The 12,641-nt window shown below is 42.1% G+C and carries 12 protein-coding genes; 5 read left to right on the top strand and 7 right to left on the bottom strand.

Annotated features, from left to right (window positions below; translation table 11 throughout):
- Window positions 1-18 precede the first annotated feature (18 nt).
- The 4 genes from AAA952_RS13005 to AAA952_RS12990 all read right to left on the bottom strand — a co-directional run bounded on the left by AAA952_RS13005 (window position 19) and on the right by AAA952_RS12990 (window position 3,943).
- Entirely contained in the window at window positions 19-1,335 is a 1,317-nt protein-coding gene (locus tag AAA952_RS13005) for a hypothetical protein (RefSeq protein WP_338257582.1), read from the bottom strand.
- A 993-nt stretch (window positions 1,336-2,328) separates the two neighbouring features.
- Entirely contained in the window at window positions 2,329-2,796 is a 468-nt protein-coding gene (locus tag AAA952_RS13000; protein WP_028760209.1) for a GNAT family N-acetyltransferase, read from the bottom strand.
- A 298-nt stretch (window positions 2,797-3,094) separates the two neighbouring features.
- A complete protein-coding gene (locus AAA952_RS12995) occupies window positions 3,095-3,391 on the bottom strand; it encodes a hypothetical protein (protein WP_028760210.1) in 297 nt (98 codons plus the stop codon).
- Between the two features lie 69 nt (window positions 3,392-3,460).
- The gene (locus AAA952_RS12990) at window positions 3,461-3,943 is read right to left on the bottom strand and encodes a low molecular weight protein-tyrosine-phosphatase (protein ID WP_263205453.1); all 483 of its coding nucleotides are present in this window, start codon (window positions 3,941-3,943) and stop codon (window positions 3,461-3,463) included.
- Window positions 3,944-4,396: 453 nt separating this feature from the next.
- On the opposite strand from AAA952_RS12990, the gene AAA952_RS12985 reads away from it, so the two are divergent.
- Window positions 4,397-5,467, top strand: coding sequence for a type I restriction endonuclease (locus AAA952_RS12985; RefSeq protein ID WP_338257577.1), 1,071 nt, complete (start codon window positions 4,397-4,399; stop codon window positions 5,465-5,467).
- Window positions 5,468-5,537: 70 nt separating this feature from the next.
- Here the strand turns inward: AAA952_RS12985 and AAA952_RS12980 are convergent, their stop codons facing one another.
- Complete coding sequence (locus AAA952_RS12980; RefSeq protein ID WP_338257575.1) at window positions 5,538-6,449, bottom strand: DNA ligase; 912 nt, start codon at window positions 6,447-6,449, stop codon at window positions 5,538-5,540.
- 279 nt (window positions 6,450-6,728) lie between these two features.
- On the opposite strand from AAA952_RS12980, the gene AAA952_RS12975 reads away from it, so the two are divergent.
- Window positions 6,729-7,100, top strand: coding sequence for a diacylglycerol kinase (locus tag AAA952_RS12975; protein WP_028760259.1), 372 nt, complete (start codon window positions 6,729-6,731; stop codon window positions 7,098-7,100).
- Between the two features lie 10 nt (window positions 7,101-7,110).
- On the opposite strand, the gene hdfR is transcribed toward AAA952_RS12975, so the two are convergent.
- Entirely contained in the window at window positions 7,111-7,980 is an 870-nt protein-coding gene (gene hdfR, locus AAA952_RS12970) for an HTH-type transcriptional regulator HdfR (RefSeq protein WP_263197023.1), read from the bottom strand.
- Window positions 7,981-8,088: 108 nt separating this feature from the next.
- Between hdfR and AAA952_RS12965 the strand changes: the two genes are divergently transcribed.
- The 3 genes from AAA952_RS12965 (at window position 8,089) to AAA952_RS12955 (ending at window position 10,807) form a co-directional block, all read left to right on the top strand.
- Window positions 8,089-8,538: a DUF413 domain-containing protein gene (locus tag AAA952_RS12965; protein WP_028760261.1), complete on the top strand. Its 450-nt coding sequence runs from the start codon at window positions 8,089-8,091 to the stop codon at window positions 8,536-8,538.
- A gap of 20 nt (window positions 8,539-8,558) precedes the next feature.
- Window positions 8,559-9,566: an ATP-grasp domain-containing protein gene (locus tag AAA952_RS12960; RefSeq protein WP_105252744.1), complete on the top strand. Its 1,008-nt coding sequence runs from the start codon at window positions 8,559-8,561 to the stop codon at window positions 9,564-9,566.
- 377 nt (window positions 9,567-9,943) lie between these two features.
- Window positions 9,944-10,807: a hypothetical protein gene (locus AAA952_RS12955; protein ID WP_338257570.1), complete on the top strand. Its 864-nt coding sequence runs from the start codon at window positions 9,944-9,946 to the stop codon at window positions 10,805-10,807.
- Window positions 10,808-10,940: 133 nt separating this feature from the next.
- Here AAA952_RS12955 and AAA952_RS12950 read toward each other — a convergent pair whose 3' ends face one another.
- Window positions 10,941-12,563, bottom strand: a complete 1,623-nt coding sequence (locus tag AAA952_RS12950) for a M28 family metallopeptidase (protein ID WP_338257568.1) — start codon at window positions 12,561-12,563, stop codon at window positions 10,941-10,943.
- Between the last annotated feature and the right edge of the window lie 78 nt (window positions 12,564-12,641).

Genomic DNA, 12,641 nt, shown 5'->3' with positions numbered 1-12,641 from the left:
ATGAGTTCCTTTCGTAAATTATTGCGCGCGTTGCAGCAAGTATGTGAAATCAGCAAAATTACCGTTAGTGGTTGCCGCATTATTGTGACAAGCCATACAGCTACTTGATGTTTGCTTTACCGAACCTTGGATATAAGTTTCGAGTGTGGTGTTCGCTAAAAATGAAGGAGCAGGCACGCCTGTTGGATCGGTGGGATTTTTGGCATCGGTAGGCCATTGCGTGCTGACCAATTCGTAATTCATCCATACCGATCCCGGCACGACAGCGTCGAGTGCAGCGTGATAACTGGCATTTAAGGCTTTAGCATCGGCAGTGATAGGAATAACGCGTTCAACTTGAGTTGGTTTAGTGTGCGGGTTTGCCGGATCCCACGGACGTGCTGGGGGTTCATTCACTTTGCAGTCAGTACATTTAGCATCGTAAAAATTATATGCCGACAATGATGCTGACTCACCTTGGGTTGGCGCGTTAGCGACATGCTCAAAGGTAGACCAAATCCATTGTGGTTCACCCGTGGTTTTGTGAGCAATGTGAAACCCCACTAGACCGACTTGTTCAAGCGCACACGCGGGCTTGACCCCGTGTTGCTCTTCGGGATTGTTATAAACAAGCGCGTAAGTTGTATAGTAATTCGTCGAATCAAACTTGCCGCCCATTTTTATCCATGAGGCTTTAAGCATGATAGAACCTACCTGCCCGGTTTTACTGTCGCTCGCGGTAAAGTCGACATCGGCATTAAACTGTTTCTGACCTTTTTTACTGTAGAGGTTATTGTCCAAAATAAAATTGAACATGGTTTCATTGGTTAATATTTCATAACGGGTATAAAGCCCGTTTTGATCAATCAATGGACCCGTTGTAAAAGGTTCACCACTTTCATCCAACACATTCGGGGTCTTCCCTACTTGCGTTAAATAAATAGTCCCTTCAGGAATGGACTTTGGATCAATACTTTTGCAAACATCCGGCACATTATTGGACTGATCCCACCCAGGTGGTTTTACGCCATCGGGTAAAAAAATCTCCCGGCTTTCCTTCCAATGCAGCCACACGACTGGCTGGTTAGTTTTTTGCCCAATGGTAGACATAGTATTGGGTGTGCCATCGGCATTTGCTGGCCAGTTAAGTGCAATAAAGGATTGCCAAGAAAAATCATCAAAATCATGTTGCAGGCTTTCGAGTAAGAACGGGGGTTTTGCTGTGATTTCCAGCGGCATAACAGGGCTTAACGTGGGTAGCGTTATAGCTGCTTTTGTCTCTACTGGTGCTTCTGCATACACAGCAGCACTCATACACAAAAAAAGCGCTCTATAGCTAAAAATTTTGATAGACATGAAATTAACTCTCCTTGTTATTGGGACTTATTCAATGCTTAAAACGTTTACGATTCCACTTTCTTTAACGACTTAAAATCAGGGCTTTCACAACACCCGCCACTGCAGGCGTGATGTCACGATACAAATAGCGTACAAGACTTAACCTCAACCAAATCCAAATAAATGGGTTTCGATATTAAAATTGAAGTTTGCTGTTTTGATCGCAGTCTCTGGCTTACTGAGCCGGTCTGAACAGGTTGATTGATACGGATAAATATTAACGTCTTTCATTGAAATTCCTTTTCATGATTGCGTTTTATCACGATACCTTGAGTCTAGATTATTCATTGATGATCACCTCAAATGAAACCTAGTTATCTCAGTGGAAGGGTTAAGCACTCCTGTGTTCCCGTAGTGAAAATAATTCTATTCTGCAGAAAGAAAAGTAACCTTCTGAAAATATTCCATGTTAAAAGATTGTTTACGTTTCACTTATTGTCAAGCGTGAGGCAGGAGGTTTATTTTATTTGCAAAAAAGCCCGCCGCACGACGATAACAGCAGTAAAAGCATAATGTGATATCAAGAGTTCAACATTGATCTGAAGTCTGCGAGGGCCAAGCGTGGGCAGAGCTCCAACACTGACTAAGCGATCGTAAAATCGGTCGCAACTACTCGTGGCCTAATTCTTATTTGGTAGCCATTGATTCAACAATAACTGTCAAAGTTTGGAAGATTTCGACTCATTTTCATCATTAGATTCTGTAAAGAGTCACTCAGCATCTGATTATATGGCCTTGCTAATGACTTTATAAACACTTTGACTGAAACAGAACACAACTTGTTCTTACTGTTGAAACAGGAAATCTATTTTCTTGTACTGACGAAAACTCTAAGATTAAAAATGATGCCATTTGGGGATGCTTTGACCTACTTAGGTAGCCCTGTGAAATATGATCATATCGTTCCACTTGCTTCCCACAATTGAGCCGCAGCATACCTTCACAAACTTGTTATTCACCGATGTTTGTGCCCATAACCAATACATTTATACCTTTATAATTCACTTGTTCTATAGGCTTAAACCCATGATGTAAGTACAAACCTCCAGTTAAATCTTCTGTTTGAAGATATAATTTTTTCACGCCTATTTTATGTGCTAGCGATATTATCTCTTTCACAAGTTTTGAGGCGACACCCTGTCCCCTAGCCTGCTGAGTGACGTAAACACCACCAAGCCAAAATTCAAATTCTGGGTAAATGTCCATTTCTCGAATTTTTAGCTCTGCTGAGCCAGCAAGAACACCATTTACTTTTCCAATGATCAGAATAGGCGCGGTATCTCGATTTATTGATGCAGAGACTTTTTCAACGACTTCCTCCTTGGTATAACTACCATTGTCTTGGCACCATTCGTTGAAATACCAACTAGCTACCGTGTCTATCGCAGAGGGATTATCGGCAAGTAATGAAATTTCCATATATGTCCTTAGATGTACAACGATTTGATTTTCTTTATGAACAACATCTTACCAACTTAACCTTGTAAGGCAAGCAGCCCACAACCATTGATGTTTGTAGTCAAACTATACTGATATCTATTAATGACTTTATGATGATGTGTACTTTACTGTGGCTTTATTGAAAGTTCGGACTGGCATGACTTCTAGGTTGAAAGTAACCTCATCACATTAGCTTTTTTATAGCCACAACTTTATTCGCCCTACTTGCATTTTAAACTTTAAAACAAGCTTTGGGGCATTTTAGAGTTAACCGATTTTAAGCACGCCACGCTTTAATCGCTTCTGTTGCTAAACCAGCTAGCTGTTTTGAAACTTCACGACCTTTGTAAATTGACGTTGTGTCTTTTGCGATTGGAACAGAATAATGAATATCGTGAGCAAGATTATTTAGATACTCGCGGCCACCACCTTCATAATTTTGCAGTTCCTGACCATTGAGCTGGATCATATAGCTATAGCCAAATGCACTCATGTTGCAATTTGCATTCAAGTACAAGCGACCTTCATGCTCCAAAAGGAACCATACTCGGTTTTCAGAATCCATTACTTTCATCGTCATCTCGCATAAGGGGATTTACCCGAACTTATCATAAAACCCAAACCGTAAATGGAAATACGCATCTCAACGGAACTTTTCGGTCAATTGATCTAATAAAGCTTCCATACTCTGCTCGAGGAGATCGAGCACTAGTTCAAAACCCTGTGCGCCGCCATAGTAAGGATCTGGTACTTCCGTTATTTGCGTATCAGCATAGGACAACATTAACTGTAACTTGTGTTGATACTCAACCGGACAACGGCTAAGCAGATCCGCCAAATTGGCATTATCCGCAGCTAGAATTAAATCAAAATGCTCAAAATCAGCATTCACCACCTGCCGCGCCCGCATGCCCTCGAAACTAAAACCCCGCTTTTTACCAGCCTCAATAGCGCGGCTATCAGGCTTATCCCCTTGGTGATAACCAATAGTACCCGCCGAATCCACCTCAATATTAAGCCTGCGCTCAGTAATCTTAAAACGACAAACCGCCTCTGCCGTCGGTGAGCGACAAATATTACCCATACAAACCATCAATATTCGCCGTACACTTTGATTTTTTAACATGAATACCTCATAGCTTAGTATTATCAATAATTTATCTAATGTGCTTAAACCTAGATGTAAACTTAATATGATAAGCAGCTTAATACATTAATTATTTACCTATAAATACAACATATTAAACCTAGAAACACAAAATATTAAACCTAGAAACACAAAATATTCTTACGCCAAACCATTATCAAAAATAAAATGCGCGCTACGATCCGAAAGTTAAGGGTGTCACCTCAGCTAAAATATTCCCCTTGAGCCATATACATACCAAGCACGCACAAAATTTAACCTAACCCGTAAAATATACGATAAACAGCGCAGAAACAAATTAGCCTCCTTGCTAAGGATTTTTTATCGACTAGGTTTATATGTCAGAGTACGGTTTAAAATAAAACTGAATGTTCACCGCATACTCGCTCAAATAAAAAATACACCACAAAGTACAAGAAGAGGAAAAGTAAAATGGATTTTATTGAACGAATCGATGTTCTATCAAAACGCATCCCTCAAATTGCTAATAGCCTTCAAACTGAGGAAGCGACTAAGAATGCCTTAGTCATGCCATTTTTGCATACAGTTCTAGGATATGATGTTTTTAATCCTAGCGAAGTTGTCCCAGAATTTACGGCAGATACTATAGGTAAAAAAGGTGAGAAAGTTGACTACGCATTAATTAAAGAAGGTGAAGTGCAAATCCTTATTGAATGCAAAAAGTACAATGAAAAGCTGTCCATAAAGCATGCGTCACAACTATTTCGTTATTTTTCTGTCACAAACGCACGCTTAGCTATTCTTACAAACGGTACTGAATATCAATTTTATACCGATCTTGATGCTCCTAACAAAATGGATGAAAAACCATTTCTGATCTTAGATCTTGAAAATATTGATGAACACTTAATTCCTGAAGTTAAAAAGCTGACTAAAAACTCGTTCGACGTTAACTCAATAGTCAGCGCGGCAGGAGAACTAAAATACTTGAGTCAGATAAAACGTATTATTAGTGAGCAATTTAAAGAACCTGAAGAAGAGTTTATTCGCTTTTTTGCCTCAAGGGCTTATGATGGGGTTCTTACACCTAAAGTAAAACATCAATTTGCTGAAATTACTCATAAAGCACTAAGACAATTTCTCAACGACAGCATTAATGAACGTTTAAAATCCGCTATTGGCAATGATAAACCAACTGATGAAAACAAAAATTTAATCGATACCCCAATCCCATCCAATGATGAAAAAATTAAAGTAGTTACTACTGAAGAAGAAATTGACGGTTTCAATGTGATAAAAGCTATATTGAGGAAAAAAATAGAAGTTAATCGAATCATCGCAAGGGATACCCAAAGTTACTTTGGCATACTATTGGATGATAATAACCGAAAACCCTTATGCCGCTTACACTTCAATGCTAAACAAAAGTATCTAGGATTAGTGGATGAAAATAAAAATGAAACTCGTCATCCTATTAACTCTGTAGATGATATTTTTAATTTCAGTGAACAACTATTATCGACAGTCGCCTATTACGAATAACACTATCAAAATATCAATTGCGCATTACTCAGCGTAAAGACTAATGCGCAATTTGATTTACTAGGTACGGCTACTCAGTTTCAACATCGGTTCTTACCCGTAAAAAACTGGCAAACCGCGGTAAACCGTTAACGGTAAGACCAAGATATTTATAGGTAATGATAGTGCCCACGGCGGGGGGATGTTGGCGCTCTGCGAGACTAAAACCTGTGCCAATACTAAAAATTCGGCCATCTGGCGTTTGCACTTTTAATGCGCCCATCTGCCCTGCAAATTGACCTTTACCTGGGATATAAGCGATAACAGTAGCTTCAGCATCATAATAAGGTTTTAACTTCATCAGATGAGGATTGCGGCCACTAATATAAGTCGCAGAACTGCGATGCAGCATCAAGCCTTCGGCGCCTTTTGCAACTAAGGCATCGAGTTTTTGATACAGGGCTTCAAGGCTTTCTACTTGGAACTGCACTATGACTTCAAGATAATTCGATTTGCCACTCAGTTCAGTCAGCGCAAATTGATAGCGATGCTGAAAGTCGCCACTCGCCTTGGGGACATCGAACACCATAAATCGCACTTTGCGCCAATCATCATCCTTAGCTGAGGTTTGTCGAACTAAACTCGACACCGCTTCAAACTGACCTCGCCCAAGCCATAATTCACCATCGAGGGGATAATTCGGAAAATTCGCAGTAAACCAAATGGGTGTGGCGATGGAATTTCCCTGCCGAGTGAATAATTCCTTGCCATTCCAGTAACCTCGAACCCCGTCGAGTTTCTCACTAATCAAAAAATTTTGAATATTAATATCTTGCGAAGTTCGAGTCGCATCAAACTCGGTAGCAAGTTGTATAGCAGGTGGTGAGGTTTGTGCGTTAACCGAAAGAGTTAAACCGCAAAGTATGAGCAAGCTGAGCTTAAAAACACTAAAACGGATGAACTGATTAAATGTTAAATTTCGTAACGGGTTAGTATGAGTCATTCCCTTGCCCACGCTGCAATATATCCTTCATCAAGCTTAGGCCGCACGGCTAAAGTTGCACTAAAATAACCGAAAAAGTCACTAACTCCCTAAGTTAACAACGAATGTTGATGATCAAATTTGCTCAGTTAATTGTTTATGCACTTTTCATCTCAGGCTATACTGCGGCCAAATTTATGACTCAGTCAAATGTTAACAAAGACAACAGTAGGATTTATTCCCCCTGTTTTGAATGAGCAGAACCTCAGCGCTTTGTCGCTAACGTCAATTGGAAACACTATGAAACCAGCCAATAATCACGGTATTAAGCGCATATTCAGAGCGACGGGATTTTCGATGAAGGGCCTAAAGGCCGCTTGGATCCACGAAGCCGCCTTCAGACAGGAATTAATCTTAACGATAGTCATGTTACCCGTAGCCTTATGGGTTGATATCAGCACTATTGAACGCCTTATGCTGATTTTCACGTTGTTTATCGTGTTGATTGTTGAGCTATTAAACTCGGCGATTGAAGCTGTGGTTGACCGTGTCGGCAGTGAAATACACCCGTTAAGTGGCCAAGCCAAGGACATTGCCTCGGCTGCCGTCTTTATGAGTCTTGCGCTTTGTGGATTAACTTGGCTGGTTGTATTAACGCCGCTAGTGCTTTAATTCTTAGTTTCTAAACCGTCGCATGAGCAACCATTGAGCCATCGTCCCTTAAAAAGTCGATGGCTTGTTTGATCTGGGCTAAGCGGTCATTCTCAGCCCAATACGCAAGATACACATTTCGTGAAATGGCATTCGCGCCGCTGACGAGATGCAATTCGCCGCCGCGCAATGCATGTTGCACTAGATGCTCAGGTAAAAATGCGCAGCCGCCATTATTCAAGATGAAATCTAACGCAATACGCGCTGAACTTGTGTGCAGCGTTGGCACTGGCAGCGAGGCATATTCCTGCGCGTGAACAATATTGAACGCCGTACCCCAATCGACTTTTACATATTGCCCCGGCACAACCGCTTTTACCGTTTGACCTTTTAAGCTCGACACCAACAACAAATTAATTTGCCCCAGTTGCACTATCTCAAATTGATCAAGCTTTGGCGGATCGAATGAAATCGCAATATCTAAGGTGCGGTCCATTAGCTGACGCGTCATTGCATTCGCGGGTAGCACTTCGGTGCGCAACGCCACGCCAGGTAAACCGACATGCAGTCCCTGTAAATAACCTTGCAAGTAAGCGTCCCAAATATTCGGCCCTGCACCAATGGCAAGCTGCGTTGTCTGTAACTGGCTGAGGGAAACATCTTGCTTAGCCCGCTCCCATGCTGTTAACACCGCTTCGGCATGACCAAGCATACGTTCGCCTGCTGGCGTGGGCTGAATATTATTACGTTGCCGTTCAAATAAGGCGACACCCAAAATGCTCTCAAGCTGTTTCACCCTAAAGCTCACAGCACTTCGGGTGAGATAAAGATTCTCAGCCGCTTTACCAAAATGGCGAGTACGGGAGACTTCGAGAAAGGTTTTTAGTAAATCGGTATCCATAAAAATTCTTGACCAACATAGGCAAATTTTTTTGATTTATAAATCAATAATACTAGCCAATACTCCAGTTGCAAATCTTTGTATATCAAAAACTAGAGGGTATCTGCCATGTCTGAACAGTCTTTTTTTAACGCTAACAAGGGTTCTGAGACGTTTAACGGCTCAGTTGCTGCCAGTTTTGTCTCTCAAAAACGTTTCTACGACGACGCTAATTTCCCCAAAGGCTTTAAACGAAGCGGCGATTTTACCAATAAAGAAGCTGAACTCCTTGAATTGCATGGTCATGCGATGAAGAATTTAGCGGAAGGAAAAACGCTGCCTTGCACCTCTGATGAAGCCCAATTTGTGGAAGTCGCCAAAGGAAATATCGCCCCCAGTAGCTTGTTAGAGCAGATCTGGGTAAAGTATCGCAGGCTCGCCATGGGGAAACCCTTTTATGCCGTGGTTGGTACAGTGCATTTGCCTGCAACCAAGCCCGAGATAGAAATAGAGGCTGAGGCTGTATTTGATATTGAAGATGATGTTCAGGATGAACCTGAACCCGAGGATAAAGAATGAAGATTAAGGTTTGCTACTAAATGCGTGGTTGGATTTTATATAAAGAAACCGCGACTCAGCTAAAACCTGAATGGTATGAAATTGAGCGTCTACTGGCGGCAGCAAAAGCCGATAACATAGAGTTGGAAGTTTACGCACCTGATGAATTTGATCTGACTGTCACCAGAGAAGATAACAAGAGTATTTTATTGAATGGGCAAGCCGTCGAGCTGCCCGATTTTATCATTCCGCGAATGGGCTCAGGCACGACCTACTTTGCTTTAGCCATTATTCGTCACTTAGAAAGATTAGGGGTATATTGCCTCAATCCATCTAAAGCTATTGAAATCGTTAAAGACAAGTTATTCTCCCAACAATTGTTGGCCGAGAAGAATCTGCCTACGCCTAAAACCATGTTAGTTAAATTCCCCGTCGATATCGCCCTCGTAGAACGCCATCTCGGTTTTCCTGTGGTGATAAAAACACTTTCAGGCTCACAGGGCAGTGGTGTGTTTTTATCCCATAAGGCGCGTGAATTTGACGATTTAATGCAGTTGATTGAAGCGACCAATAAAAACGCTAACATCATTCTGCAAGAGTTTATCGCTAACAGTCATGGGCGTGATCTACGCGTATTCACTATTGGTGGTCGTGTGGCGGGTTGCTATGAAAGGCGTGGTCAAGAAGACAGCTTCAAAGCCAATGTCAGTGCCGGTGGTTCAGCGCGTCCATTTCAGATCACTCCTGAAATTGAATGGCTTGCCACCCAAACAGCCAATATTCTCGATCTTGATGTTGCAGGTATCGATTTATTGTTTGATAACGGCCATTACAAAATTTGTGAGGCTAACTCATCTCCTGGGTTTGAGGGCTTAGAGTCCTGTTTGAATGTGGATATTGCCGCGCAAATTTTGCATTTTATTCGCATCCGTTTAGGCATGTTTAATAAAGATGAACCAAGTAGCCCAAAAATCGTAGCTGATAGCGTAGAGGCTGAGACTTCTACCCCGTCACTTCTATCGTCTGCGTCCTCTATCGAGACGAAATAGAAGCACTAGGACATATCAATATCTAGCGGGATCGTACCGCTAGATATTCTCAATATCGATGATTCTCCGCCATGTTTGTGTCTATATCCATTTGTATCTCGCCCCATCCAACACAACAACCCTAAAGCCGTTCAGGCAGGAAACACTTGCCCTGAGTCTTTCAATCCACAATTGATGTGATCGCTCACTCAAATTTCATTCAACCTCACGAGAACCAGCCCTACTTTTGTTTTGAATCACAATTTTTTGCATTTTTTAAAACATTTTGTTCACATTAAAAAATTTACTGTTAAACTCCAAATGTTGTTTTTTTATGGCACTAAATTCTGACCTTATCGCTAAACATAATAAGAATAATGCTGGAGTCACTCCTTAACATGTCGATACGCCTATTACCCCTAATCATAGCGTCACTGCTCAGCACTCAAGTGCAAGCCGATGATTTTACTATTCAGTTGGGCGGCTTTTATTCGCAATCAGACACCAATATGGAAGTCACTAACCCTATTTCGGGTAATAATTTCACTTTAGATTATGAGTCCGATCTACAACTTGCAGAAAACGAATTTTTACCCTTTATCGAGTTAAATTATCACTTTAACGAACGGCACAATATCTACCTAGACTGGAAACAGCTTCATCGTAACGCCGAAACCCAAGCCTTAACCAAACCCTTCCTGCTCGAGATTAACGACACCATTTACGATATCAAAGCAGGCGGTAATCTAAATTCAACCTTAAACATTGATGTACTGCGCTTCGGCTATGGCTATGATGTATTTCAAGGCAGTAACTATGATGTCGGTCTATCACTTGGTTTACATACTATGTTTATCAAGACAGGTTTTGAAGGGGTGATTGGTGTTTGCGCTTCATCGGAATTACTCAATAATGTCTGCGGTAGCCAAGCAATTCCGCGCATTGTTGACGAAAATGTCACTGCACCACTGCCCGATATTGGCATATATGGTCAGTATGAATTTGTTCCCGGTTGGCAAATCACCAGCCATGCACAGTATTTCTATATCAAACTCAATGATGTCAAAGGCGAACTGGTTGATATTAAAGTGGGGGTTAATGCACAAATCACCCCAAACTGGCGTATGAGCGTGGCCTATAACTACTATAAAGTTGACGTTGATATCGCCCAAAATTCGCCGAATAAAGATACTCAAATCGCCGATTACAACATCTATTACAATTTTATTGGCCCTATGCTTTCTATCAGCTATTCCTTTTAATTCAATAAAAATCTCTTCCCATATTGTATTAAACACCCCTTCTAGCTCAAACAGTTGCCCGACCCCTGGCCCAAAATTAGTGCTAAAAAATAAGGGCGCCTACTGGACGCCCTCATAATTCAACCCATTAAACCTATTTACGGCCATCCTGCTCACGTTTGGCTTTAAAGTCTGATGATTCAAGCCAATGGGGCCAATCTGAACCATTCGCTAAGGTGGTTATCATACTGGCGATCAAGTCTAGGTCTTGACTCACGCCCTCCAACGTCCAATTTGGATCATAATCATCGGCTCCTTGGTGATATTTATGCGCAATATAGTCAGGATCTGTATCCCCAAGACTCATAAATAACAATCCTGGTACACCTTGCTGGGCTAGCGCAAAATGGTCTGATCTAAACATCAATCCATTCTGTGGTCTTGGATCCGCTTTAACCGAACGGTCTTGGGCTTTGGCGGCTTTATCTAAGTATTGCTCCAACTCAGATACCCCTTCCCCATAGCGCAAAATGTAATCCACTCCTTTATTTACATTCATGCCATCGATATTTAAAAAGGCGACGATGTTTTTCGTTGGCACACTCGGATGCTGAGCAAAATGCTGCGCTCCAATCAGACCGGTTTCTTCCGCCGTAAAGGCACTGAAGAGCACCGAGCGATCCAGTGGCGCCGTCTTGGCTTGCTGTTTGAAGTAACGCGCCAAGGCTAAAACCCCCGCCACACCGCTGGCATTATCGACCGCACCGTTTAAAATCTCTGACTTACCGTCTTCAATCACAGTGCCAAGGTGATCCCAATGGGCATGCATCATCACCACTTCGTCGGGGCGCGTTTTACCGGGCAGTAAGGCCGCGACGTTATGGGACTCGGCGCGCTCAATTTTATTGTTTAACGTGAGCTGCGCGCTCAGCTTAAGTGGGATAGCCTTAAAGTTTGGCTTAGCTGCTTGCCGTTTTAAGGTATCAAAATCCAATCCCGCTTTGGCAAAGATTTTTTGTGCGGTTTCGTGCTGAACCCAGCCCATCACGCCCACTTGACCTTGGTTATTATTGGCATCGACCAGAGTAAACTTAGTGCCCGTGTTGGAGTTTTGCACCACTCCCCAGCCATAGGCGGCTGGCGCTGTTTCATGGACAATAAACACGGCCTCAGCGCCTTGACGCGCCGCTTCCTCATATTTATAAGTCCAGCGACCATAATAGGTCATAGCATTGCCTTTAAATATTGTTGGATCTTGGGTCGCAAAGCCGGGGTCATTCACGAGAACGATGACCGTTTTGCCTTTTACATCTAACCCTTGATAATCATTCCAGCCATATTCGGGTGCATTGATACCATAGCCAACAAATACCACATCGCTTTTATTCAGGCTCACGGTGTCGGCGATTCTTTGGGTTCTCGCGGTAAATTCACTGCCATTGGCAAATTTAAGTCCGCCGATATCAAGCTGCATGTTTTGATCGGCACTAATTTGCGCCAAAGGAACCGCCTGTAAATAGCTATCGCCAAATCCGGGTTTGAGACCCATATCTTTAAATGCTGCCACTAAATAGTCTAAAGTTAACGTCTCACCTTCAGACAAGGGCGCGCGTCCCCCAAAAGCATCACTAGCTAAGGTTTTCACATCGGTTCGGTATTGCACGAGATCGAGACTTTTCACAAATGCCGTTTCAGCAAAGGCTGGTAATGAGATAGTGGCCAACAGACTTGTGGTTATGATTAAATTTTTCACAACTTTCTCCCAAGTTATTATCATTATTTGGTTTTAAGGATAGACTTTACCATATCATCTTTAATTTATGATGGAAGTCTTAGCGCAAACGGAGTCGCTGCA

The organism is Shewanella sp. M-Br (assembly GCF_036245925.1).
GTDB lineage: Bacteria > Pseudomonadota > Gammaproteobacteria > Enterobacterales > Shewanellaceae > Shewanella > Shewanella oncorhynchi.
This window is presented reverse-complemented; position numbering and strand designations above follow the sequence as displayed.

What these genes read in the sequence shown, in the direction of transcription:
- AAA952_RS13000 (WP_028760209.1), bottom strand. Translation starts at nt 2,796, where the DNA reads ATGGAAATTTCATTACTTGCCGATAATCCCTCTGCGATAGACACGGTA.
- AAA952_RS12995 (WP_028760210.1), bottom strand. Translation starts at nt 3,391, where the DNA reads ATGAAAGTAATGGATTCTGAAAACCGAGTATGGTTCCTTTTGGAGCAT.
- AAA952_RS12980 (WP_338257575.1), bottom strand. Translation starts at nt 6,449, where the DNA reads ATGACTCATACTAACCCGTTACGAAATTTAACATTTAATCAGTTCATC.
- AAA952_RS12960 (WP_105252744.1), top strand. Translation starts at nt 8,559, where the DNA reads ATGCGTGGTTGGATTTTATATAAAGAAACCGCGACTCAGCTAAAACCT.
- AAA952_RS12990 (WP_263205453.1), bottom strand. Translation starts at nt 3,943, where the DNA reads ATGTTAAAAAATCAAAGTGTACGGCGAATATTGATGGTTTGTATGGGT.
- hdfR (WP_263197023.1), bottom strand. Translation starts at nt 7,980, where the DNA reads ATGGATACCGATTTACTAAAAACCTTTCTCGAAGTCTCCCGTACTCGC.
- AAA952_RS12965 (WP_028760261.1), top strand. Translation starts at nt 8,089, where the DNA reads ATGTCTGAACAGTCTTTTTTTAACGCTAACAAGGGTTCTGAGACGTTT.
- AAA952_RS12975 (WP_028760259.1), top strand. Translation starts at nt 6,729, where the DNA reads ATGAAACCAGCCAATAATCACGGTATTAAGCGCATATTCAGAGCGACG.
- AAA952_RS12950 (WP_338257568.1), bottom strand. Translation starts at nt 12,563, where the DNA reads ATGATAATAACTTGGGAGAAAGTTGTGAAAAATTTAATCATAACCACA.
- AAA952_RS12985 (WP_338257577.1), top strand. Translation starts at nt 4,397, where the DNA reads ATGGATTTTATTGAACGAATCGATGTTCTATCAAAACGCATCCCTCAA.
- AAA952_RS12955 (WP_338257570.1), top strand. Translation starts at nt 9,944, where the DNA reads ATGTCGATACGCCTATTACCCCTAATCATAGCGTCACTGCTCAGCACT.
- AAA952_RS13005 (WP_338257582.1), bottom strand. Translation starts at nt 1,335, where the DNA reads ATGTCTATCAAAATTTTTAGCTATAGAGCGCTTTTTTTGTGTATGAGT.